Below are 24,637 nucleotides of genomic sequence, written 5' to 3'. Positions count from 1 at the left end.
GTTACTGGGTGGAAAGGGAGGGGGCAGGGGTCGAAGGCGTGGGGCTGCCTTCACTGCGTGCCGCGGCGCGGAAACCGGCCTCGGCGAAGTGGATGAGTTCCTGGGCGGCCTGTGCACGATGGGCTTCTTCGGTGACACCGGCGGGACGCTTGATCAGGCCGAAGTCGGCCATGGCGTAAGTCAGCGAGCCGGCCAGGAAGTCCAGCCGCCAGTACAGCTCCTCCTTGCTCAGCCCCGGTACGCAACCGGCGATGGCACGGCCGAAATCGCGCAGCACGTGCCCGTAGTGGTCGGAAAGGAAGCGGCGCAGGTTGTCGTTCTTTTCGGCGTAGGCGCGGGCGATCACCCTTACGAAGGCACCGCCGCTCTGCCGGTCCTGGGCCATCGCCAGTGCCGGTTCGACGAAGGCAGCCAGCACCGGCCGAAGCGCGCCGGGATGCTCGGCGCGCGCCTTTTCCAGCTGGCCCATGCGCGCTGCGGTCATTTCGTCCATGCGCCGGCGGAACACCTCGTTGACCAGGTTTTCCTTGGAGCCGAAGTGGTAGTTGACCGCGGCGATGTTCACATCGGCCTGGGTGGTCACCTGGCGCAGCGAGGTCCCGGCAAAGCCATGCAGCGCGAACAGCTCCTCGGCAGCGCCGAGAATGCGGTCCTTGGTGGAGAAGTGAGCAGGTTTGGCCATGGGGCGGGACAGGTTCAATCAAACGATTGTTTGATATTAGACCCGCCTACGGGCCAGCGCATTGTGCGCCGCAGCATGTTGTTGGCGGCGTTCAGCCACGTCTCACATGAATGGCCAGGGCTACCGTGGAGGGGAGCGAGGCGTTACAATCCGCGCACGTTTATCAGGCTAAGCCCGCGTTTTGACGCGGGTTTTTTTCATGTTACCCTCGGGCCTTGAGTGGCCCGGACTTTCGGAGATACCACCATGGCGCTGGAGCGCACCCTTTCGATCATCAAGCCGGACGCCGTTGCCAAGAACGTCATCGGTGAAATCTACGCCCGCTTCGAGAAGGCTGGCCTGAAGGTCGTCGCCGCCAAGTACAAGCAGCTGTCGCGCCGCGAAGCCGAAGGCTTCTACGCCGTGCACCGCGAGCGTCCGTTCTTCAACGCACTGGTCGAGTTCATGATCTCCGGCCCGGTGATGATCCAGGCCCTGGAAGGCGAGAACGCCGTGCTGGCCCACCGTGACCTGCTCGGTGCCACCAACCCGAAGGAAGCTGCGCCGGGCACAATCCGCGCCGATTTCGCTGAATCCATCGATGCCAACGCCGCCCACGGCTCGGACTCGGTCGAGAACGCCACCAACGAAATCGCCTATTTCTTTGCCGCTACCGAAGTGGTTTCCCGCTAAGAGGTCGACGTGAACGAGGTCGTACAGACACCCGCCATCCAGCCGCTGCCGAAGTCGGCACCCACGGCTGGCAAGCAGAACCTGCTCGACCTTGATCGCGCGGGCCTGGAGCGCTTTTTCGTCGAGAAACTGGGCGAACAGAAGTTCCGGGCCCACCAGGTGATGAAGTGGATCCACCATCACTACGTCACCGACTTCGATGAGATGACCGACCTCGGCAAGAACCTGCGCGCCAAGCTGCAGGAACATGCCGAGGTCCTCGTCCCGAACATCGTGTTCGAAAAACCGTCCGCCGACGGCACCCACAAGTGGCTGCTGGCGATGGGCACCGATGGCAAGAACGCCATCGAGGCGGTCTACATCCCGGACAAGAACCGCGGCACGCTGTGCGTGTCCTCGCAGGTCGGCTGCGCGCTGAACTGCACCTTCTGTTCGACCGCCACGCAGGGCTTCAACCGCAACCTGTCCACCGCCGAGATCATCGGCCAGGTGTGGGTGGCCGCGCGCCACCTGGGCAACATCCCGCACAAGCAGCGTCGCCTCACCAACGTGGTGATGATGGGCATGGGCGAGCCGCTGATGAATTTCGACAACGTCGTGCGCGCCATGAGCGTGATGCGCGATGACCTGGGCTACGGCCTGGCCAACAAGCGGGTGACCCTGTCCACCTCCGGCCTGGTGCCGCAGATCGACCGGCTGTCCACCGAAAGCGACGTGTCGCTGGCCGTTTCGCTGCATGCGCCGACCGACGAGCTGCGCGAGACGCTGGTGCCGCTCAACAAGAAATACCCGATCGCCGATCTGATGGCCTCCTGTGCGCGCTACCTGCGCGCCAACAAGCGCCGCGAATCGGTGACTTTCGAATACACCCTGATGAAGGGCATCAACGACCAGCCCGAGCACGCCCGTGCACTGGCCCGGTTGATGCGCCAGTTCGACAACGCGGTGCAGGCCAAGGGCTCGGGCAAGATCAACCTGATTCCGTTCAATCCGTTCCCGGGCACCCGCTACGAGCGCTCCGACGATGTGCAGATCCGCGCGTTCCAGACCATCCTGCTGGACAGCAACGTGCTGACCATGGTGCGTCGCACGCGTGGTGACGACATCGATGCGGCGTGTGGCCAGTTGAAGGGGCAGGTGATGGACCGCACCCGCCGCCAGGCCGAGTTCAACAAGACGCTCGACAAGGCCATCAAGGAAGGCGCCGGGCGCGATGCAGCGGCCTGACCGCGCGTGGATCCTGGCCCTCGCTACGCTGTGTGCGTTGGCGCTGGCCGCCTGCAACAGCGGTTCCAAGGGCGTCAAACTGCCCAAGGCGCAGCTGGCGGTGGCCCCCACCTACGTTGCCCAGGATGATGGTCGTATCCGCAAGCTGCACCAGTACCAGAGCCAGCTGACCCTTGCCGGCTCGGACTTCGGCACCGGCAAGCTGGACGCTGCGGAAAAGCGCGCGCGTGCCGCGCTCAAGCTCATTCCCGATCGTCCCGACGCGCTGCTGCTGCTGGCTGCCATCGCCGACCGTCGTGGCGAGGGTCCGCGTGCCGGTGAGCTGCTGCAGCGCGCCGTGGCACAGGCCCCCGAGCGCGGCGATGTATTGAACAACTACGCGGCCTGGATGTGTGACCACGGCAACGCCGAAGCGTCGCTCGGCATGTTCGAGCGCGCCATCGCAGCGCCCGGTTATTCCAGTCCCGGCGTTGCCTTGTCCAATGCGGGTGCGTGTGCGCTTCGGGCCAAGCAGCCGGTGCCTGCCGAGCGCTACCTGCGCGCGGCGCTCGCACAGGACCCGCGCGATGCCCAGGCATTGGATGCCATGGCCCAGCTTTCCTTCGACAATGGCCGTTACATGGAAGCGCGCGCGTTCTCCGAGCGCCGGCTCGCGGCTGCACCGCCAACGCGTTCCGTGTTACAACTGGCGTCGCAAATAGAGACGCGACTGGGTGATCAGCGAGCCGCTGAGCGCTACCAGCAGCGGATTCGACAGGAATTTCCGCAGGAAGCGGACCTCAATTCCAAGGGTTGAAGCACTGTGACTGACAACCAGACCGTGAACGCTTTCGAGACGGCCGCCGGCTGTGGCCAACGCCTGCGCCAAGCCCGTGAAGCGGCAGGACTGACGCTTGATGATGTGGCCCAGCGCCTGCACATGCCGGCGCAGGTGGTGCGTTCGCTGGAAGAAGAACAATGGCAGCGGCTCGGTGCGCCGGTATTCGTCCGCGGCCAGCTGCGCAGCTATGCGCGCCTGCTGGGCGTGGACGTTGGCGAGGTGCTGGAGCAGGCGCAGGTCGGCCCGATCGTTCCGCCCACCCTGGTCAGCCACACCCATACGCCGCGTGCGCGCCGGATTGCCGAGAGCGTTGGCCGGCGTCTGCTGTACGTGGGCATCACCGCCGCGCTGGCGGTGCCGGTCTGGTTCGCCACCCGCAGCCATCTGGATGCCGATGGGCAGGGGCCGAGCACGGCCTCGCTGGATGTGATTCCGGCCACCGTCGCCGTGGCCCCGCCGCGCAACGACGATGCGGCCACCCCCGGCGTTGCAGCCCCGGCCGTCGCACCAGCGCGTCCTGTCACGCAGCCCTACATGGCCTCGCTGACGCCGGTGCCGCGGCCTGCGGCGCCCACCGAACCACCGGCCATGGCCAAGGGCGCACTCGGCCTTCAGTTCAGCGGCGACAGTTGGGTGGAGATCACCGCGCCGGATGGCAGCACGGTGGAAAAGGCGTTGGTCCAGGCCGGCCAGTCGCGCAGCTTCACCCCGGGCCAGGTTGGCCGGGTGGTGCTGGGCAATGCCGCGCAGGTCCAGGTTCAGCAGAACGGCGCCATCATCGACCTTGGCCCGTATCGGCGAGCCAACGTCGCACGCTTTACGGTATCCTCTGAGGGCTCCGTGGTCCCGGTTTCAAACTGAGGCCCGGACCGGAATCCACAACCCATTGAACAGTCCTCCCCGGCGAGCTTGTCTCCGGCTCGGGTAGGGCGAGAGTACGCATGGCGATCGATGACCTGCTCGACGAGCACGAACAAAGTGAACGCGTCCGCACCTGGCTGCGGAAGAATGGCCTGAGCATCATCGGCGGTGTAGTGATCGCCGTGGGTGCCATCTGGGGCTGGGGCTACTGGCAGCAGGAGCACGGCAACAAGCTGGCTTCGGCCAACGTCGAATACCAGAAGGTGCTCAAGGGCATCCAGGAAAACAAGCTCGACGACGCCGGCAAGGCGGTCAAGGCGCTCGACGCCGGTCCGTCCAACATCTATTCCGAACTGGCTGCGCTGCAGCTGGCCAAGGCGCAGGTGGAAGCGGGCAAGGATGAAGACGCGCTGGCGACCCTGCGCGCGGTGAAGGTGGAAGGCGACCTCAAGCAGGTCGTGGACCAGCGCATCGCGCGCCTGCTGGTGGCCACCGGCAAGGGCAGCGAAGCGATCACCCTGCTGGGCAACGCCACCGATCCCGGTTCGCTGGAAATCCACGGTGATGCCCTGATGGCCACCGGCAAGCGCGATGAAGCGCGTGGGCAGTATGAGAAAGCGCTGAAGACGCTGGACGTGGCAGCGCCGCAGCGGCGCCTGCTGGAAACCAAGTTGATGGACGCCGGCGGCACCGTCGCGGCGACTGAGGAGTCGGTGTAATGAGTCAGATGGTCATCCTCAAGCGGGTTGCCACGGTTGCCATGCTCGGCATGGCGCTGTCCGGTTGCAGCACGGTCAAGGGCTGGTTCGCCGGCAAGGACGCCGAAGCCAAGAAACTGCAGGAGCCGGTGGAACTGGTGAAGTTCGATGCCACCGTCAAGGTCGACAAGCTGTGGACGGTCAACCTGGGCAAGGGCGAGGATCGCATCGGCGTGCGCCAGGGTCCGGCAGTCGCCGACGGCCGCGTGTATGCCGCTGCCATCACCGGCGGCGTGCATGCCATCGATCTGCAGACCGGCAAGAAGGTCTGGACCTATGAGCCGGCAAAGGAAAAGAAGAAGCCCAAGCTGCGCCTTTCCGGTGGTCCGGGCGTGGGCGAGGGCCTGGTGGTCATCGGCACGCTGGACGGCCAGGTGATCGCGCTGGATGCCGCTGACGGCACCGAAAAGTGGCGCGCCAAGGTGCCGGGCGAAGTGATCTCGGCCCCGGCCGTCGGCCAGGGCATGGTGTTCGTGCGCAGCAATGACGGCCGCATCACCTCCTTCGACGCCACCAACGGCACCCAGCGCTGGTTCAACCCGCGCGAACTGCCGATGCTGACCGTGCGCGGCAACGCGCCGGTGGTGCAGGGCCCGGGCGTGGTCTTCGTCGGCAACGACGACGGCACCTTGGCTGCGCTGGGCGCAGCTGATGGCCGCACCCTGTGGGACCAGGTGGTCGGGAACCCGGAAGGGCGTACCGAACTGGATCGCATGGCCGACGTCGACGGCGCGCCGGTGCTGGAAGGCAACACGCTGTACGCCAGCAGCTTCAAGAACCAGACCATCGCCATCGAAGGTCCGACCGGGCGTCCGTTGTGGACGCGCGATCACGGCGGAGCAGGCGGCGTCACGCTGTCCTCGTCCTACGTGATCGTCACCGACAACCAGGGCGGTGTGTTCGGCCTGGACAAGCAGAGCGGTGCGGCCAGCTGGTCGCAGACCGGACTGGCCCGGCGCCAGCTGACCGGCCCGGCCCTGCAGGGCGATTACGTGGTTGTCGGCGATTTCGACGGCTACGTTCACTGGCTGCAACAGTCCGATGGCGCGATGGCCGCCCGGGCAAAGACCGGCGGGACCGTCAAGGCCCAACCGATAGTCGCCGACGGGGTCCTGCTGGTGCAGAACGTCGAAGGCAAGCTGACCGCTTTCCGGTTGGCCAATTAATCACGGAGTAAACGCGATGCTGCCCCTGGTCGCCCTGGTCGGACGGCCGAATGTCGGCAAGTCCACAATCTTCAATGCGCTCACGCGCACCCGCGACGCGCTGGTCCATGACCAGCCCGGCGTGACCCGTGACCGCAACTATGGTGTCTGTCGCCTGGACGAGGACAATCACTTCCTGATCGTGGACACCGGCGGCATCGCCGAACAAGAAGAAGGCCTGGCCGGCGCCACCGCGCGCCAGGCCCGTGCCGCCGCCGAAGAAGCCGATCTGATCGTCTTTGTGGTCGATGCGCGCGATGGCACCTCTTCGCTGGACGACGACATCCTGGCCTGGCTGCGCAAGCAGCAGCAGCCGAAGGTGCTGCTGATCAACAAGATCGACGGCACCGACGAGCACACCGTGCGTGCGGAGTTCTCGCGCTACGGCTTTGCCGAGATGCTGACCGTCTCGGCGGCGCATCGCCAGGGCCTGGACGATCTGCTGGAGGAAATCGTCGAGCGCCTGCCTGAAGAGGGCAGCGCCGAAGAGATGGACAACGATCCGAACCGCGTGCGCATCGCCTTCGTCGGCCGCCCCAACGTGGGCAAGTCGACGCTGGTCAACCGCATCCTCGGCGAGGAGCGGATGATCGCCTCGGAAGTGCCGGGCACCACCCGCGATTCGATCTCGGTGGACCTGGAACGCGAGGGCCGCGACTACCGTCTGATCGACACCGCCGGCCTGCGCCGTCGTGGCCGCGTGGACGAAGCGGTGGAGAAATTCTCGGTCGTCAAGACCATGCAGGCCATCGAACAGTGCCAGGTCGCGGTGCTGATGCTGGACGCGCATGAAGGCGTGACCGACCAGGACGCCACCGTGCTCGGTGCGGTGCTGGATGCCGGGCGCGCGCTGGTCATCGCGATCAACAAGTGGGACGGACTGACCGACTACCAGCGTGAGCAGGCAGAGACCCAGCTGTCGCTGCGCCTGGGCTTCGTGCCGTGGGCCGAATCGGTGCGCATCTCGGCGATGCACGGCTCCGGGCTGCGTGAGCTGTTCAACGCGATCCACCGCGCGCACGATTCGGCGAACCACCAGTTCAGCACCAGCGAAGTGAACCAGGCGCTGGAAATGGCCTACACCGCCAATCCGCCGCCGACCATCCGTGGGCATGTGTCCAAGCTGCGTTACGTGCATCCGGGCGGCGCCAACCCGCCGACCTTCATCGTGCACGGCACGCGCCTGAAGGAACTGTCGGAGACCTACAAGCGCTACCTGGAAAACTTCTTCCGCAAGCGTTTCAAGCTGGTCGGCACGCCGGTGCAGTTCATCTTCCGCGAGGGTACCAACCCCTATGAAGGCAAGAAGAACCCGCTGACCGAACGCCAGGTCAAGGCCAAGCGCCGCCTGATGAAGCACGTCAAGGGTCGCTGACCCGCTAGCGCCGACCCATGGTCGGCGAGCGCAGCGGGCCGTGTGCGGAGAGATTCCGCCGAGCATGGATCGGCGCTACCAAGCCAACCCCCCGGTAGCGCCGACCCATGGTCGGCGAGCGCAGCGGGCCGTGTGCGGAGAGATTCCGCCGAGCATGGATCGGCGCTACCAAGCCAACCCCCCGGTAGGGCCGACCCATGGTCGGCGAGCGCAGCGGGCCGTGTGCGGAGAGATTCCGCCGAGCATGGCTCGGCGCTACCAAGCCAACCCCCGGTAGCGCCGACCCACGGTCGGCGAGCGCAGCGGCAGTGTGCCGACCCGATGTGCATGGCCGATAATGCGGCCATGCGCATCCTCGAAATCTCCCCCGGACTCGTCCTGCAGCGCCTTTCCGAAGGCGCCGTGCTGATCGACGTACGCCAGCCGCTCGAGCGCGCCGGCGGCATGGCCGAAGGCGCACGTGGCATCACCCTGGCTGACCTGCAGGCCGATCCGGCCGCGCACCTGCCGCACCAGGATCAAGACATCCTGCTGATCTGCCAGACCGGCAAACGCTCTGCCGATGCTGCGCTGTTCCTGCACGCGGCGGGTTATGCAAACGTCGCCTCGGTAACCGGCGGCACAGTGGCCTGGCGTGCGCAGCAACTGCCGCTGGTGCAGCCGTCCGGCACCGCCGAAGACCGTGATTTCCATGACCGTTATTCGCGCCACCTGCTGCTGCCGCAGGTCGGTGAGGCCGGGCAGCGCCTGCTGCAGCGTTCGCGCGTGCTGGTGCTGGGCGCTGGCGGGCTGGGTTCGCCGGCCGGCTTCTACCTGGCCGCCGCCGGAGTAGGGCAGCTTCGCTTCGTCGACGACGACCGCGTGGAGCGCAGCAACCTGCACCGGCAGATCGTGCATACCGAAGCCGGCGTCGGCCAGTTCAAGGTCGACTCGGCGCGCGAGCGCCTGCTGGCCCTGAATCCCTCCATCGCCGTCGAAGCCATCGCCGAGCGCGCCACTGCGGCCAACATCGACGCGCTGATGGAAGGTGTGGACGTGGTGCTGGATGGTTCGGACAACTTCCCGCTGCGCTACCTGCTCAATGATGCGTGCATCAAGCACGCCACGCCCCTGGTATACGCGGCCATCGAGCGCTTCGACGGCCAGGTGAGCGTGTTCGATGCCGGCCGCCAGCGCGGTGTGGCGCCGTGCTACCGCTGCCTGTTCCCACAGCCCCCGCCGCCGGAGTTCGCCCCCAACTGCGCCGAAGCAGGCGTACTGGGCGTTCTGCCCGGCCTGGCCGGCGTGCTGCAGGCCACCGAAGTACTGAAGCTGCTGCTGGGCATCGGCGAGCCGCTGACCGGACGGCTGCTGCGCTTCGATGCACTGGACATGCGCTTCCGCGAAACCCGGCTGTCGCCGGATCCACACTGCGCGGTCTGCGCCCCCGGCCGGGACTTCCCCGGCTACATCGATTACGCCGCGTTCTGCGCGGGTCGCTGATCCGCCCGCTGCGCTCGCCGAGCGTGGCTCGGCGCTACGGAGGTGCGATCAACGCATGAGGCCGAGTCTTCGGTAGCGCCGACCCATGGTCGGCGAGCGCAGCGGCAGCCGTTCGTTCGCAGCGTCAGATGGAACGACACGGTGATGAATTGATCGCCCGTTTCATTCGCAGAACAATGAACCGCAACCCACGTGCTATTGATTGCGTCCTGCATGCCCTATCGTTGACGCACTTCAACGCATCACAGGAATGGCCGCATGGCGGTGGAAGCAGCTGCAAGCAGTGAACTGGTCAAGGTCGTCGCCCTGTTGGGCGCGGCGGTGGTGATGGTGCCGTTGTTCCGGCGCTTCGGCCTCGGGTCGGTGCTGGGGTACTTCACTGCCGGCCTGGCGATCGGGCCGTTCGGGCTGGGCTGGTTCTCCGATCCGCAGGCGATCCTGCACACCGCCGAACTCGGCGTGGTGATGTTTCTTTTCGTGATCGGCCTGGAGATGCGGCCCTCGCACCTGTGGAGCCTGCGCAAGGAGATCTTCGGGCTGGGCACCGCACAGATCGTTACCTGCGCGATCGTGCTGACCCTGGTGGCCAAGCTGTTCGGGCTGCCTTGGCAGGTCGCCTTCATCGGCGCCACCGGCTTCGTGCTGACCTCCACCGCGGTGGTGATGCAGCTGTTGGCCGAGCGCGGTGACATCGCGCTGCCGCCCGGCCAGAAGATCGTCTCCATCCTGCTGTTCGAAGACCTGCTGATCGTGCCGCTGCTGGCGGTGGTCGCCTTCATGGGGCCCTCGGCCGGCAGTGCCGGTGGCGAAGGGTCGCGCTGGCTCTCGGTGGCCATCGGCGCCGGTGCGGTGGTCGGCCTGGTGCTGGTCGGGCGCTTCCTGCTCAATCCGTTGTTCCGCATCCTCGCCGCCGCCAAGGCACGCGAAGTGATGACCGCCGCCGCGCTGCTGGTGGTGCTGGGCGCCGCATTGCTGATGCAGCTGTCCGGGTTGTCGATGGCGATGGGCGCCTTCCTGGCCGGCGTGCTGCTCAGTGAGTCCACGTTCCGGCACCAGATTGAAGCGGACATCGAACCGTTCCGCGGCATCCTGCTGGGGCTGTTCTTCCTCAGCGTGGGCATGGCGCTGGACCTGGGCGTGGTGGCGCGCAACTGGCCGCTGATCGTCGGGCTGGTGTTGGCGCTGATGGTGGCCAAGGCCCTGTGCATCTATGCAGTGGCGCGCGTGATGGGCAGCAGCCATGCGCAGGCACTGGACCGTGGCGTGGTGATGGCGCAGGGCGGCGAGTTCGCCTTCGTGCTGTTCGCCGCGGCCGCCAGTGCCGGTGTCATCGACGTGGACATCAATGCCAACTTCACTGCCGTGGTGGTGCTTTCGATGGCCCTGACGCCGCTGGTGGTGCTGGCGCACAAGCGCTTCGCCGCCCCTGCAGTAGTCAGCATGGAAGGCGTTGAAACCGCCGAAGGCCTGTCCGGCAGCGTGCTGCTGATCGGCTTCGGTCGCTTCGGCCAGGTCGCCAGCCAGTCACTGCTGGCGCGCGACGTGGACGTGACCATCATCGACAACGATGTGGAGATGATCCATAGCGCCGAGCGCTTCGGCTTCAAGATCTATTACGGCGACGGCACCCGGCTGGACGTGCTGCATGCTTCCGGTGCGGCCAGCGCCCGGGCGATCGCGGTGTGCGTCAACGATGCCGCCGAAGCCGACCGCATCGTCGAACTGGTGTCGCATGAATTTCCGCAGGCCAAGCTGCTGGTGCGCTCGTTCGACCGCGAACATTCGCTGCGGCTGATCCACGCCGGCGTCGATTTCCAGATCCGCGAAACCTTCGAATCGGCGGTGATGTTCGGCCAGGCCGCGCTGATGGAGCTCGGCGCGGACGAGGACGACGCGCGCGATATCGCCGAGCAGATCCGCGAGCGCGACGCCGAGCGCCTGCAGCTGGAAATGGCCGGTGGCGACCTCCGCGCCGGCGCCCACATGGCCTTCGGCAGCTCGCTGCCGGGCGTGCCCACGCCGACCCCGTTCACCGTGCCCAAGCGCCAGTCGCGCACGCTGAATGCCGATCAGGTGCCGCCGGACGCCTGAGCAGGGCAGGGATGGGTCGGTAGTGACGGCCGCTGGCCGTCATTGCGCGGCAGACGGCCAGCGGCCGTCACTACCATCGCGGGTTGACGGCCAGCGGCCGTCACTACCATCTGCGGTTGACGGCCAGCGGCCGTCACTACCATCTGCGGTTGACGGCCAGCGGCCGTCACTACCATCTGCGGGTTGACGGCCAGCGGCCGTCACTACCGGGCCTGAATCAGGGACAATAGCCATCCCCGCCGCTCCACGCCTGCTTCGATGACCTTGCCAACCGACGCCTCCCATTCCGCCCGCATCCTCGACGGCCGCCGCATCTCCGAAGCGCTGCTGGACAGCCTGAAAGTGCGCGTAGACGCCCGTGTCGCCGCCGGTGGCAGCCGCCCCGGGCTGGCCGTGGTGCTGGTGGGCGGCGACCCGGCGTCCACCGTGTACGTGCGCAACAAGCGCCGTGCGGCGGAGAAGGTCGGCATCGAGGCGCATGATTTCGATCTCCCCGCCGGCACCAGCGAAGCCGAGCTGCTGGCGTTGATCGATAAGTTGAATGCGGACCCGAAGATCCACGGCATCCTGATCCAGCTCCCGCTGCCCGGCATACCCGACGCGCGCCGGCTGATCCAGCGCATCGATCCGCGCAAGGACGTGGACGGGTTCCACCCGGAAAACGTGGGCCATCTTGCGCTGCGCGAGTTCGGCCTGCGCCCGTGCACCCCGCGTGGCATCACCACGCTGCTGGGCCACACCGACCAGCCCGTGCGCGGCCGCAATGCCACCATCGTCGGCGTCAGCAACCATGTCGGCCGGCCGATGGGACTGGAGCTGCTGATCGCCGGCTGCACCGTGACCAGTTGCCACAAGTTCACCCCGAAGGACGTGCTGGAACAGGCCGTGCGCAACGCCGACATCCTGGTGGTGGCGGTCGGCCGCCCGGGCATCGTGCCGGGTGAATGGGTCAAGCCCGGAGCGGTGGTGATCGATGTGGGCATCAACCGGCTGGATGACGGCCGGCTGGTCGGCGACGTCGGCTTTGAAGCGGCCGCAGAGCGCGCCAGCTGGATCACCCCGGTGCCCGGCGGCGTCGGCCCGATGACCGTGGCCACGCTGATGCAGAACACCCTGGAAGCCGCGGAAGCGTTCGTCTGAGGCCACCCAGGCGGTGACGGATGGGGGTAGCGCCGACCCATGGTCGGCGAGCGCAGCGGCGCCTTTCACCCCACACCCCATCCGCGCGACACTGCGTCGCATCTACCCCCTGCCGCTCGGCCGACAAACAGGGTAAAATGACGCGCTTCCCCACATCTCGGGTATGCCGATGCTGCGCATCCAGGCTGAAGCTCTCACCTACGACGACGTCTCGCTCGTCCCCGCCCACTCGATCATCCTGCCCAAGGATGTCAGCCTGGAAACCCGGCTGACCCGCGACCTGCGGCTGAAGCTCCCGATCCTGTCCGCTGCGATGGATACCGTCACCGAAGCACGCCTGGCCATCGCCATGGCCCAGCTCGGCGGCATGGGCATCATCCACAAGAACCTGAGCGTGGAACAGCAGGCCGCCGAAGTGGCCAAGGTCAAGAAGTTCGAAGCCGGCGTCATTCGCGACCCGATCACCGTCGGGCCGGAAACCACCATCCGCGACGTGCTGGCACTGACCCAGGCGCGCAACATCTCCGGCGTGCCGGTGGTGGATGGCGGCCAGCTGGTGGGCATCGTGACCCACCGCGACATGCGCTTTGAAACCGAGCTGGACGATCCGGTCCGCCACATCATGACCAAGAAGGATCGCCTGATCACGGTCAAGGAAGGCGCCGCGTCGGAAGAAGTGCAGCTGCTGCTGCATCGCAACCGCATCGAAAAGATCCTGGTGGTCAACGATGATTTCGCCCTGCGTGGCCTGATCACCGTCAAGGACATCCAGAAGAACACCGATTACCCCAACGCTGCCAAGGACTCCGCCACGCGCCTGCTGGTGGGTGCCGCGGTCGGCGTGGGCGGCGATACCGATCGCCGTGTGGAAGCGCTGGTCGCCGCCGGCGTGGACGTGCTTGTGGTGGACACCGCGCATGGCCATTCGCAGGGCGTGCTGGACCGCGTGCGCTGGGTCAAGAAGCACTTCCCTCAGGTGCAGGTGGTCGGTGGCAACATCTGCACCGGCGAAGCCGCACTGGCGCTGCTGGATTGCGGCGCAGACGCGGTCAAGGTCGGCATCGGTCCGGGCTCGATCTGCACCACCCGCGTGGTCGCCGGTGTCGGCGTGCCGCAGATCACCGCCATCGACCTGGTGGCCGAGGCACTGCAGGATCGCATCCCGCTGATCGCCGACGGTGGCATCCGCTACTCCGGTGACATCGGCAAGGCGCTGGCCGCCGGTGCCTCCACCATCATGATCGGTGGCCTGCTGGCCGGTACCGAGGAATCGCCCGGCGAAACCGAGCTGTTCCAGGGCCGTTCGTACAAGAGCTACCGCGGCATGGGCTCGCTGGCGGCGATGGAAAAGGGGTCCAAGGACCGCTACTTCCAGGACGCCTCCAGCGCCGACAAGCTGGTGCCCGAAGGCATCGAAGGCCGCGTGCCGTATCGCGGCCCGGTCGGCGGCATCATCCACCAGCTGATGGGCGGCCTGCGCGCCACCATGGGCTACGTGGGCTGCGGCACGGTCGAAGAGATGCGCAGCAAGCCGAAGTTCGTCAAGATCAGCGGCGCCGGCCAACGTGAGAGCCACGTCCACGACGTGCAGATCACCAAGGAACCGCCGAACTACCGCGCCTGAGGCCGGACGCAGCAAGAGGAACGAGGAAGCAGATTCCCGTTCCTCTTTCCATATCCGCCGCTGGTTGCGCTTTCGTACTCCGTTATTCCTCCTGCATCGCCCGGGCACCATGACCAACATCCATACCGACAAGATCCTTATCCTCGATTTCGGCGCGCAGTACACCCAGCTGATCGCCCGCCGCATCCGCGAGCTCGGTGTCTACTGCGAGATCTGGGCGTGGGACCACAACCCGGCCGATATCGCCGGCTTCGGTGCCAAGGGCATCATCCTGTCCGGTGGCCCGGAATCGACCACCCTGCCGGGCGCGCCCGCCGCGCCGCAGGAAGTGTTCGACAGCGGCCTGCCGGTGTTCGGCATCTGCTACGGCATGCAGACCCTGGCCGCGCAGCTGGGCGGTGAAACCGAAGCGGCCGACCAGCGCGAATTCGGCCATGCCGAAGTCAACATCGTCGCCCCGGATTCGCTGTTCGCCGGGCTGAGCGACCACCCGGGCGAGGCCCGTTTGAATGTGTGGATGAGCCACGGCGACCATGTGTCCAAGGCACCGCCGGGCTTCACCATCACCGCCACCACCGACCGCATTCCGGTGGCTGCGATGGCCAACGAAGAAAAGCGCTGGTACGGCGTGCAGTTCCACCCGGAAGTGACCCACACCCTGCAGGGCCAGGCGCTGCTGCGCCGCTTCGTGGTGGACGTGTGCGGCTGCGAAACCCTGTGGACCGCCGCCAACATCATCGAAGACCAGATCGCCCGCGTGCGCGAACAGGTGGGCGATGACGAAGTGATCCTGGGCCTGTCCGGCGGCGTCGATTCGTCGGTCGTGGCCGCGCTGCTGCACAAGGCGATTGGTGACAAGCTGACCTGCGTGTTCGTCGACACCGGCCTGCTGCGCTGGCAGGAAGGCGACCAGGTGATGGCGATGTTCGCCGAGCACATGGGCGTCAAGGTGATCCGCGTGAACGCGGCCGACCGTTACTTCGCCAAGCTGGAAGGCGTGAGTGATCCGGAAGCCAAGCGCAAGATCATCGGCAACCTGTTCGTGGACATCTTCGACGAAGAATCCAACAAGCTGAGCAATGCCAAGTGGCTGGCACAGGGCACCATCTACCCGGACGTGATCGAGTCGGCCGGCAGCAAGACCGGTAAGGCGCACGTGATCAAGAGCCACCACAACGTGGGCGGCCTGCCGGAGCACATGAAGCTGGGCCTCGTGGAGCCGCTGCGCGAGCTGTTCAAGGACGAAGTGCGTCGCCTGGGTGTTGAACTCGGCCTGCCGCGCAGCATGGTCTACCGCCATCCGTTCCCCGGCCCGGGCCTGGGCGTGCGCATCCTGGGCGAAGTGAAGCGTGAGTACGCCGAACTGCTGGCCAAGGCTGATGCGATCTTCATTGAAGAGCTGCGCAAGGCGGATCTGTACGACAAGACCAGCCAGGCGTTCGCTGTGTTCCTGCCGGTGAAGTCGGTCGGCGTGGTGGGTGACGCGCGGGCTTATGAGTGGGTGATCGCGCTGCGCGCGGTGGAGACCATCGATTTCATGACCGCCCATTGGTCGCACCTGCCGTATGACTTCCTGGGCACGGTGAGCAACCGGATCATCAATGAGCTGCGGGGGGTTTCAAGGGTTGTCTATGACATCTCGGGGAAGCCGCCGGCTACTATTGAGTGGGAGTGAAATCAAGTCTTTCGAGGACTATCGCCAGCAATCGAAAAACTGCCGTAACGTATTGATCTAAAAGGAGATACGTCGCTGCACCTGTCGGTGGCTATCGCCGGGCAGCAAAAAAATCTGACGAAAGCGCTGACGGTAAAAATCGGGGCGAAATTAAGACAGTTTCATTCACTATTCGGACTTAACCCGTCTTTGACGGTAAAAGTTATCTCGGAAATGCTTGTTTCATGCGGCTTTCCGGGCATCAGCAGGTCTCCTGGGACCCAGACGGAAATACCGTCAAAAAACAGGAGAAAAATTGCCATGCTGACCGACACTGCGCTACGAAACTTGAAGCCTAAGTCTAAGGTTTATAAGGCTTCTGACAGGGATGGGATGTACGTGACGGTATCGCCGGGCGGTACCGTCACCTTCCGCTACGACTACCGCCTTCACGGTCGCCGGGAAACGCTGACCCTCGGTCGCTATGGCCCCGCAGGCATTTCGCTGGCCATGGCGCGCGAACTGCTCCTCGATGCGCGCAAGGCCGTGCTCAAGGGCGTCTCGCCCGCGATCGAAAAGCAGCGCGAGAAACGCCGGGTGGCGTCCATCAAGACGTTCGGGGAGGCCATGGACGCATGGTTTGCCAATGCCAAGTTGGCAGATAGCACCCGTGCCATGCGCAAGCACATCATCGACCGCGACATCCTGCCGGCGTTTCGCAATCGCCTGCTCACCGAGATCGAGCCGGAGGATCTGCGCGCCCTGTGCAACAAGGTCAAGGAACGCGGCGCGCCTGCCACGGCGGTACAGATCCGCGACATCGTGAAGCAGGTGTACGTCTACGCCATCGCGCATGGCGAAAAAGTACCCAACCCCACCGACAGCGTGGGCGCTGCCTCGATCGCAACTTTTGTACCCAAGGATCGCGCGCTGTCGCCTCTGGAGATCCGGCTCGTCGTGCAGCAACTGGACCAAGTCGCGACCTATCCGACCATCAAACTGGCATTGCGTTTGATTCTGCTGACGCTGGTGCGCAAGAGCGAATTGATCCATGCCACATGGGACGAGGTAAATTTTGAAAACGCGACGTGGACGATTCCAAAGGAGCGGATGAAGGGACGCAATCCGCACGTGGTCTACCTGTCGCGCCAGGCGCTCGACATCTTTATCAAGTTGCACGCCTGTGCGGCTGGATCGAGATACGTCTTTCCTTCGCGCTACGACGCAGAGCGTTGCGTGTCCAACGCCACATTGAACCGGGTCACGCAGCTCTTGGTGCAGGCAGCCAAGGTCAAAGGGCTGCCGCTGCATCCGTTCACCGTCCATGACCTGCGCCGCACAGGGTCGACGCTGCTGAACGAAATCGGCTTTAACCGCGACTGGATCGAGAAATGCCTCGCACACGAGGACGGTTGTTCCTCGCGCTCGATCTACAACAAGGCCCAGTACGCGGAGCAGAGGCGCCACATGCTGCAGGAGTGGGCCCATCTCATCGATGCCCGGGGTGGGGGACAGAACTACGTGCCGAAGTTGATCCCAAGGGACGTATTCGTGCCGGCAGTCACTGCGTCGGATTGAAACGCGCTTAGTTGTCACTTGACAACCTTGGCGATCATCCTCACACTGGAGATCACTGATGGCACGTCCCTCTCATCCGAAAAAGGAAGTCGAGGAAGCACTCAGGCACGCCGAAGGGCAGGGCTGGCGCGTAGACGTCGGCGGTAGCCACGCCTGGGGGCAGATCTATTGTCCCTACAACGACGCGGAGTGCCGCTGCGGCGAGTTCTGCATCACCAGCATCTGGAGCACGCCGAAGAGCCCTGGGAACCACGCGCGCGCCGTGCGGCGCGTCGTGGACAACTGTACGACCCACCGCAAGGAGCAGGAGGCGGCCTACGATGCGCAGGAGTAGCACGATGGAATACACCTTCACACTCAAGTACCAGCTTGCCGATGACGATCGCGACGCCGAAGCGCTGGTCGAGCGCCTGGGCGAGGCCGGCTGCGACGATGCTCTGGTCGGCATCGGGCAACCGGGTCGCCTGGCACTGGAGTTCACCCGCGAGGCGGTCGATGCCGATCATGCTGTGCGCAGTGCGCTGGCCGACGTGCGGCGCGCCGTGCCATCGGCCAAGTTGATTGAGGTTGCGCCGGATTTGGTCGGGCTGACCGATGTGGCCGACATCGTGGGGGTGTCGCGGCAGAACATGCGCAAGCTGATGCTGGCCCATCCAGGCAGCTTCCCGACACCGGTGCACGAAGGCAGTGCGTCAATCTGGCACCTGGCGGATGTGTTGGGGTGGCTGCAGGCCCGGTGCAGCTACTCGCTGGCCAAGGGCGTGTTGGAGGTCGCGCGCGTCGCCCTGCAGGTCAATGTGTTGAAAGAGGGACAGCGGCTTTCAGGGGCCGTTGTGGAGGATCTGGAAGCACGTGTGGGGTGAGGTCGCCGCGAGCCTCATTCGCGGCTGGAACCCGCCCGAACTGGGCGGGTTTTTCGCAGGTGGACATCAGGCTTGGTGACGGGGGCGCGAGGTGCGTGCCTGCGTTCGTCCACCCAGGCCTCCACCTCGGCGAGATCCCACACCACGCAGCGCGGCGTCAGATTGAAACGCCGGGGGAATTCACCGCGGCGCTCCATTTCGTAGATCGTGGTTTCGGCCAAGGGAACGATTTGCCGCAACTCATGGCGGCGAATGGTGCGCCGAAATGGCAGAACGCCGTGCTTGGGGAACTGCGGTAGATCGTCGTAGGCGTTCGAGCTGGGCAGGGGCAGGGACCCTGGCTGTGATTTCGCCCTGTCGGAGTTTTCGGGGTCGCAATTTCCGGGCATGCTGTTCATTATTTCGAGCTCCGATTGTTCGGCGATCTACCACTCGTCACCGCATGCAGATATGGTGCCCTTCTTCAGCTATCGCGGACACTCACCTGAGCGTAGAGAGGCGTAGTGAAACTGCTATGAACGAATGGTAGGCGTTGTGCCCATGCAGCCTCTTCCGATGCTCTCCATAGCGGCCTTGGATTTCTGATCTAGAGTGTTTGAATCAGCTCAGTGGGTATGCGGTCTTAAACGAGAATGAGCAAACAAAAATTCCACGGAGGAGGTGAACGTGCTGGTCAGGGATCCCGTCGAAGAAATCAAAAGTACGAAAGTCTTTTCGCACCTTGCATCGCAGAGCCCAGAGTATGCCGATCGTGCCGTACGGTTCGTAGAGGCGATAGCGCCCATTCTCGCGACGACCGTGCAACATTTCCCGCTTTACACCCGTCATGACGCGCACCATGGATTCCAAGTCGTACGCCGCCTGCAAGATGTGCTGCAGGATGGGTGCCTCGATTCGGGTTCGGACAAGTCGCTGGGGTCGCCAGAGCTGTTTCTCCTCATTGCAGCTGCCTATGCCCATGATCTGGGAATGACAGTTTTTCCTGACGAGGCGCCAGATCTCAAGTCGAAGCTGGATCTGCCTGTCGACGAATGGGAAACCAGTGTCGCACTGACAGATTACCTGCGCCGCGAACATTCCAAGCGAGGGGGAACTTACATCCATCGGAACGCATCTGTCTTCGGAGTTCCCGAGAATCTGGTGGCACCTCTTGATTGGATCATGAAGTCGCACAACCTGAGTGTTTCGGAACTGGAAGCGAATCTTCGGATACCGTTCGCGGCGGATGATCGCGTACTGGATGTTCGCCAGCTTGCGGCGATTCTGTGTACGGCTGACGCCATCGAATTCAGCGACACACGTGTGTTGGAGGGCGTGGTCGAGATTGCACGACTGATAGGGGGCGGCGCCGCGGCGATCTCCTATCGGGAAAACAGGAAGCATGACTGCATTCGTGACAGCTTGGCGGTGACTGCTGATGGCCAAGTGGTCGTCAGTGGCACGTTCGATGACGGCGATGTGCTCGCGCTTGCCCACCGGACATTTGATGAAATGGAAGGCTGGATCCGCGGCTACTGCGACATTGATCGGCAGTCAAAAACTCCGCGGTTGAAGATCCGGCCCGAACCATTCCTACGAAGACTGGATCTGCCAGGCGCGACCTTTGAACGCCTGGGCGTCAGGATGAGCAAGCGGGCGGTCATAGATTTGGTAGCGTCGAACGCTGTCTGGAGAGGCTCAACTGGTGCGCCGATCCGTGAGTTGGTTCAGAACGCGGTCGAGGCATGTCGATTCCGAGCGCACCATTCCAGCCCCGCCGACGAATACCAGCCGCAGGTGAAAATTGAGTTTGACCGGGCGGGTCACACCATCACCGTATCCGACAACGGTTGCGGAATGTCGCTTCGTACCATCCTGAATCACTTCTTGAGCGTGGCGAGCAGCCGGGCGAAGGAGCCGGCCTACGCGACGAAGAATTACGCCCCGATCGCCCGATTCGGAACTGGTTTCTGGTCTGTGTTCACAGTGGCCACGACAGCCCATATCAAGTCATTGGCCTTTGAGTCCGGAACCACCCCACGCGCCGGGCTGCAGTTCGATGTTTCTCTTGACGAACTAAAGGACTACACCGTCTTCCGCGATTGCCCAATGTCTCCCGGCACATCGGTGACGTTGAGCCTGCGTGACGATGTTGTCATCGACGATACGTACGAGCATTGTCGCCATCTCTTGATTGCGGCGGCTGTGCCGATCGACTTGGTTCTAGACGGGGCGATAGAGAAAGTCCCGACCTCAGTTCCCGACGTCACCCCCGAGATGCTCCTGGGGGCGAAGATGAACGTGATGGAAGGGGACGGGTTGCACACGTTCCATTGGCGCGGTGAGAAGTCCGGAGTCGATGTCGCCTTGGGACTGGTGTTCCGCATCGAAGACCAGAGGCCGACGTTCCGACTGAACGCACATACGTCCGTGATTTCCAGACTGAATCGAGCATCTGGAATGTCCACCACGGCAGTCTGCGGATTCCAGGCCCCATTCAGGCCCTCCGCGACTTGTTTCGATCTTTGGAGAGTTGGGACGAGCATTGCCAATGTGAAGTCTCCCCAAGGGATTGAGTACTCACTCGATCGTGGTCAAGTGCTCGAGTCGGAGCAAAGTGTGAAGATGGGCCGCGCCATAGCGCAGTGCATACATGATGGCTACCGAGCATTCTTGAGAGCGCGCGACGCTTACGACCCCGAGTCAATCTATCGTCTCAATGCAGAGTCCGAACTCAGCGGTGGCAATGTCTTCGATCAATACACGGACAGTCAACTTTCCGTGGCTGCCGATGAGTACCCGGACCTGCTCTGCTTTCGGCTGTATGAGGTCGACCCTTCGCGTCGATTCGGTCAGGCGGCCGTGCGCCACGTGGATTGGAAGGGGCTCCAACAACTCTCGGGTTCATGCGTCGTCGCTCAGACAACGCTGGATTTCCCTGCGCCCGACGGGCAGTTCCGAGGTGTCTACGCGGAACAGCTCACCGAGATCGCGTATGCCGCGGCAACCATCATCAAGCGACAAGAGCAAATGGCGGAGCCCCTGTACCTACTCGAAGCGAATCGACGCGCATCCATGCTGTTCGATGCGGACCCGAAAAGCACGATTCAGACGTTGCGGCTGCCGAACTATCCCGAAGGTGCGCCTGTCCATCTGGTTCTCCAGCGATGGAGTTTAGGGCGCCTGACGCTCGACACCGACAGGCACCAGATCATGGCCAAGGTGCAAGGGCGGTGGGCTGGCGCCTTGTATTCCCGAAATTTCGAGAGTCATCGCGGTACGCCCTATGCGTTCCTAGGCCGCCATCGCGTCCTCATCAAGCAGGGGTCGAAACTGCATGAGCACTGCAGGACGTTGGCCGAGCAAAAGCGCTTCGTCAAGCTGGCGGATCTGGTCGACGACCTCCAACTGCATTCCCAAGGTTTCGATCCTGAGGCGGTACGAGGCCTGGTCTAGGCCAGTGACGAAGTTACGTGCTCCAGCAAGCGGGCAGCCGTAGGTGGGCTTTGAGCAAGTGAGCACTTGTCATTCAATCCTTGTCGGCTACTTTTTAGCATGGCCTACTGAGAGGGCGCAGCAGTCTCGCTTGCCCCAAGGAGTTCTCGAAGCATGACGGAAAACAGTCAGTCGACAGCAGGGTCCGGCATTTCAACGTTGTTCGGCTATTACCCCGAGAGAGTCGATATCTCGACTACGCAGTTCACGTTGCAAACGCATCCGGACTTTCAGAACGCGATAAGTCTCGTCGGAGGTGATCCGTATGTTGTGAAGGACTGGATTTATCCGGGCGCACAAAGGACAAAGGATTTCATGACCGCCCAGGTCTACGAGATGCCCTATCGCGCCCGCGTCTTCGGGCTTCCCAAGACCCATCAGCTGACGTTGCATGGCAATCAGAACCCCGACGATCTCGAGTTCGTCGTCTGGTGCCTGTCGTTTTTCACGGGTATGCGCTTGACGACGACCGAAGCCGGATTTCTCGACGCAACACCGGTTAAGCCGGGCAAGCTGGTCGACTTTATTCTGGTGGGTTGCAATTTATCGGATGCAGTTCAGCTCGCGCTGGACTACCTTGCCGCAGAAGCTGCCGATCCCCGCGTATCTAAGCGGGTCTCCGCCGTCATCCACGCCCTGTTCCTGGCGCAGTTTCCACAGTGTCTTCCTTTTGAGCGGTTCCAGTACCTGTACATGGCCCTCGATGCTTGCTTCAAACTCGTGGCTTGTAAGCAGGTCAAGACGCCTTCGGTTCCGCACGCACGTCGCATCGAATGGATCTGCACGACCTTGGGCCTGCCTGTGCCCTCCTGGGCTGACAGCGCCATGGGCGCTGCAGATCTGGCAACGGTTCGAAACGATGCGATCCACGAAGCGCTTTTCTTCGGCGAGCCGCTGGGATTCGCGATCTACGGCGGCAACACTCCAGGCCTAGATACAGGAACGGTCATGCTTCAAATGCAGGCGCTCGTATGCCGTCTGTTGGTGGCCATCCTTGGCAAGCCCAAGATTGGCTATGTCCTGTCTCCTGTCGATACCAGACAGGTTCAGGCGCTGGAACTACACAAATGAGGGCGAGCGCTTTCTGAATCTAAGGTCCCGCGCTGTGGAGAGCATCAGCACGAGAGGGATTAACGTGGTGGAGGCAACCTTCTCTTGCGATGGCCTACGCATGCTGGGCGACATAGCGGTCATGTCAGCTTCGGGATGCCGTGCACGTTTGCATGATGGCACCGAGAACTGTCGTCCTTGGGCTACACGACAGGATGTATTACTTGGTGGGCCGGGTGAATCCAACAGCCGTGGCTCTCGCTGTCGAAGAAATCCACTTCGACATGCGCTCCCAATTCATCGTGGATCGTCTGGAAGACCCGATTGCAGTAGGCCTGATCCCCTCGGAATACTGATACCGCCACACGATTGATTCCCGTGTCTTTCATGCGTTTCAGGAGGTGAACATCTTGCTCGGCGAAGCCCCAGCCGTAGACCACCAGCGTGTCCCGCTGCGATTTCAGAACCTCTCTGTAGACGGTGGAGAGGTAGTAGCTGTTCTGGATGGAAGCAACTTTCTGCGGCCACGTTCCCTCGCTCACGAACAAGGGCACGACCTCTCCGTTTTGCCAGCGCTGCAAAACCGCCTCCAGCAGCCCCTCCTGAAGGTTGTGGATCTTGCGCTCTTGTTCAATCAAGTTTCGGCACAACACCAAGCTGCCATGCGCATAGAACACCAGCGAGGTTGAACGATCTCCTCGGATCGGCTTCCTGAATCGCTGCCAGTCATCGTCGAAGGCGCCGCCGCCCACAAAGCAATCCTTGAACGCATGCTGATCGTCGATATCCAACCCGTAGGTCATAGCCCAATACACCACCAGGTCGTAGTTGAGCGAGATGACGGTTCTGAACCGCTTCAGGAATTGATAGATGCTCGGCAGGTGGGCGCTTACCGCACCGTGCTCCGGGTGAATGTCGCGAACTGTTTGGATTAGGCAGTCTCTAAGGCCGACGTAGGCGGCCTGGGTCCGCTCGTCTGCTATTCGTAGCGAACGATTGACGTTTGATGCCTGCCAGACGATCCGAAGAACCAGCTCGAAGTCGTTCGTCTGAAAGAAGTCGAATAACCGCTGCGAATCTTCGGAGAGCAGGTTCCGATCGGTGGCATGTTGGAGCAGCGAGCGATAGGAGAAGCTCGGGCTGACGGAAATGCTGGCGCCGTTGCCGAGCAGAATTGTGCATCCGTAGTGTTTCGCAATCGCTTCCCAAGGCCTGATCTCAAACGGCATGCTGTTGGTCCTCGCGCATTCAAGTAGGGAGGTTCAAGGCTGTGAACTTCGCGCGAGTTGGTTCTTGAGCAGGAACCAGCACATATTGAGCGTGAACGAACGGCCAAGCCGCGTCATCTGATCTTCAGGGATTCCCACGGGGCGGTGAGCGCCAGGACTGAGAAAACCGAAGACACCGGCTAGGCCTTTTTCCTCCTCAATGGTGATCTCGCCGCTGCTGCGCAGGAACGCAAGCACCTCGCCCCACTTCGATGGGTTGTAAGCGGCGGCTGTCTGCCGCTGCGAGGCAACATGGGCGGCGATGTCGCCGGCTAAAGTTTCCAGCGCCACGCGGGCGTTCACAAGCGATGCGTTGTAGTCGGGCGGAGTTGCCCGGAACGCGCCAGCCGAATCGTTGATCTTGGCGATGACCTCCTGCGCACGAGGAGCACCAGAGCTCTGTAGCGCAGTGATCAGGTCATCCTCCAAGGGGGCAGCATCAGAGATCGACGGATCTGTCTGGATCAGCTTCTTGTCCTGGATGATGTAGCCGTCCAGCAGGAGGCATTGCGCCAGATCATGCTGGCGCTCGTCGAACCGATACTTCGGATTGACCCTGGCCCGCAGATCGCCCGCAGTTGCAACGACCTCAGCCAGCGCCAGCATGAGTGTGCGGTCATCAAGATCGCGCAGTGTGTTCAGTAGGCCGTACAACAGTTGTCCGTGCGACAGCGATAGATGCTGCACGCCGTATTTGCTCAGAAGCACGATTGAAATCATCGGCTCCTGCAGCTCCAGGAATTGGGCGAACGAGTAGCGGGTTCTTTGTCCGATCATGCTTCTAATCTTTCACAGACTTAGAGATAGTGTCGC

21 protein-coding genes are annotated in these 24,637 nt (G+C 63.4%); 17 read left to right on the top strand and 4 right to left on the bottom strand.

Annotation, left to right across the window (positions count from 1 at the left end; all coding sequences use genetic code 11):
* Position 1: 1 nt before the first annotated feature.
* Positions 2–682: a TetR family transcriptional regulator gene (locus IFT63_RS07870; RefSeq protein WP_192083761.1), complete on the bottom strand. Its 681-nt coding sequence runs from the start codon at positions 680–682 to the stop codon at positions 2–4.
* Positions 683–928: 246 nt separating this feature from the next.
* Between IFT63_RS07870 and ndk the strand changes: the two genes are divergently transcribed.
* From ndk to IFT63_RS07795, 15 genes are all read left to right on the top strand, one after another.
* Positions 929–1,354, top strand: coding sequence for a nucleoside-diphosphate kinase (ndk, locus tag IFT63_RS07865; protein WP_042615376.1), 426 nt, complete (start codon positions 929–931; stop codon positions 1,352–1,354).
* 9 nt (positions 1,355–1,363) lie between these two features.
* A complete protein-coding gene (gene rlmN / locus IFT63_RS07860; RefSeq protein ID WP_042615375.1) occupies positions 1,364–2,581 on the top strand; it encodes a 23S rRNA (adenine(2503)-C(2))-methyltransferase RlmN in 1,218 nt (405 codons plus the stop codon).
* Positions 2,568–3,377, top strand: a complete 810-nt coding sequence (locus IFT63_RS07855) for a tetratricopeptide repeat protein (protein ID WP_192083760.1) — start codon at positions 2,568–2,570, stop codon at positions 3,375–3,377. The genes rlmN and IFT63_RS07855 overlap by 14 nt, the downstream gene beginning before the upstream one ends.
* Before the next feature lie 6 nt (positions 3,378–3,383).
* Entirely contained in the window at positions 3,384–4,262 is an 879-nt protein-coding gene (locus IFT63_RS07850) for a RodZ domain-containing protein (RefSeq protein ID WP_192083759.1), read from the top strand.
* An 80-nt stretch (positions 4,263–4,342) separates the two neighbouring features.
* Positions 4,343–4,981, top strand: coding sequence for a tetratricopeptide repeat protein (locus tag IFT63_RS07845; protein ID WP_192083758.1), 639 nt, complete (start codon positions 4,343–4,345; stop codon positions 4,979–4,981).
* A complete protein-coding gene (gene bamB, locus IFT63_RS07840; protein WP_192083757.1) occupies positions 4,981–6,186 on the top strand; it encodes an outer membrane protein assembly factor BamB in 1,206 nt (401 codons plus the stop codon). Before IFT63_RS07845 ends, bamB begins: the two co-directional genes overlap by 1 nt.
* Before the next feature lie 16 nt (positions 6,187–6,202).
* Positions 6,203–7,600 carry a ribosome biogenesis GTPase Der gene (der, locus tag IFT63_RS07835; RefSeq protein WP_042615370.1) on the top strand — a complete coding sequence of 466 codons (1,398 nt, stop codon included), beginning with the start codon at positions 6,203–6,205 and terminating at the stop codon, positions 7,598–7,600.
* A 345-nt stretch (positions 7,601–7,945) separates the two neighbouring features.
* Positions 7,946–9,082 (top strand): molybdopterin-synthase adenylyltransferase MoeB, encoded by a 1,137-nt coding sequence (moeB, locus tag IFT63_RS07830; protein ID WP_192083756.1) that lies wholly within the window; start codon positions 7,946–7,948, stop codon positions 9,080–9,082.
* Between the two features lie 258 nt (positions 9,083–9,340).
* On the top strand, positions 9,341–11,173 hold the full coding sequence (locus IFT63_RS07825) for a monovalent cation:proton antiporter-2 (CPA2) family protein (protein WP_192083755.1): 1,833 nt from the start codon (positions 9,341–9,343) through the stop codon (positions 11,171–11,173).
* A 258-nt stretch (positions 11,174–11,431) separates the two neighbouring features.
* Positions 11,432–12,313, top strand: a complete 882-nt coding sequence (gene folD / locus IFT63_RS07820; protein WP_101099050.1) for a bifunctional methylenetetrahydrofolate dehydrogenase/methenyltetrahydrofolate cyclohydrolase FolD — start codon at positions 11,432–11,434, stop codon at positions 12,311–12,313.
* Between the two features lie 169 nt (positions 12,314–12,482).
* Positions 12,483–13,937 (top strand): IMP dehydrogenase, encoded by a 1,455-nt coding sequence (guaB, locus tag IFT63_RS07815; RefSeq protein ID WP_042612605.1) that lies wholly within the window; start codon positions 12,483–12,485, stop codon positions 13,935–13,937.
* Between the two features lie 109 nt (positions 13,938–14,046).
* Entirely contained in the window at positions 14,047–15,612 is a 1,566-nt protein-coding gene (gene guaA, locus IFT63_RS07810) for a glutamine-hydrolyzing GMP synthase (RefSeq protein WP_192083754.1), read from the top strand.
* Positions 15,613–15,912: 300 nt separating this feature from the next.
* Positions 15,913–17,169 (top strand): site-specific integrase, encoded by a 1,257-nt coding sequence (locus tag IFT63_RS07805; RefSeq protein ID WP_192083753.1) that lies wholly within the window; start codon positions 15,913–15,915, stop codon positions 17,167–17,169.
* Positions 17,170–17,227: 58 nt separating this feature from the next.
* On the top strand, positions 17,228–17,503 hold the full coding sequence (locus tag IFT63_RS07800) for a hypothetical protein (RefSeq protein WP_192083752.1): 276 nt from the start codon (positions 17,228–17,230) through the stop codon (positions 17,501–17,503).
* Positions 17,504–17,507: 4 nt separating this feature from the next.
* Complete coding sequence (locus IFT63_RS07795; protein WP_192083751.1) at positions 17,508–18,032, top strand: DNA-binding protein; 525 nt, start codon at positions 17,508–17,510, stop codon at positions 18,030–18,032.
* Between the two features lie 14 nt (positions 18,033–18,046).
* Here the strand turns inward: IFT63_RS07795 and IFT63_RS07790 are convergent, their stop codons facing one another.
* Complete coding sequence (locus IFT63_RS07790; RefSeq protein ID WP_192084189.1) at positions 18,047–18,421, bottom strand: AlpA family phage regulatory protein; 375 nt, start codon at positions 18,419–18,421, stop codon at positions 18,047–18,049.
* Between the two features lie 271 nt (positions 18,422–18,692).
* Here IFT63_RS07790 and IFT63_RS07785 point away from each other — a divergent pair, with 271 nt between their 5' ends.
* A complete protein-coding gene (locus IFT63_RS07785) occupies positions 18,693–21,467 on the top strand; it encodes an ATP-binding protein (protein WP_192083750.1) in 2,775 nt (924 codons plus the stop codon).
* Between the two features lie 153 nt (positions 21,468–21,620).
* Positions 21,621–22,577 (top strand): hypothetical protein, encoded by a 957-nt coding sequence (locus IFT63_RS07780; RefSeq protein WP_192083749.1) that lies wholly within the window; start codon positions 21,621–21,623, stop codon positions 22,575–22,577.
* 182 nt (positions 22,578–22,759) lie between these two features.
* Here the strand turns inward: IFT63_RS07780 and IFT63_RS07775 are convergent, their stop codons facing one another.
* Together IFT63_RS07775 and IFT63_RS07770 are read right to left on the bottom strand one after the other, a co-directional pair.
* The gene (locus IFT63_RS07775; protein ID WP_192083748.1) at positions 22,760–23,785 is read right to left on the bottom strand and encodes a DUF4917 family protein; all 1,026 of its coding nucleotides are present in this window, start codon (positions 23,783–23,785) and stop codon (positions 22,760–22,762) included.
* Positions 23,786–23,818: 33 nt separating this feature from the next.
* Positions 23,819–24,601: a hypothetical protein gene (locus tag IFT63_RS07770; protein WP_197974237.1), complete on the bottom strand. Its 783-nt coding sequence runs from the start codon at positions 24,599–24,601 to the stop codon at positions 23,819–23,821.
* Between the last annotated feature and the right edge of the window lie 36 nt (positions 24,602–24,637).

Source organism: Stenotrophomonas sp. CFBP 13724 (assembly GCF_014841975.1).
In the GTDB taxonomy this organism is placed as follows: Bacteria; Pseudomonadota; Gammaproteobacteria; order Xanthomonadales; family Xanthomonadaceae; genus Stenotrophomonas; species Stenotrophomonas lacuserhaii.
The sequence above is the reverse complement of the archived record's forward strand: the minus strand, read 5'-3'. Positions and strand labels throughout refer to the sequence as shown.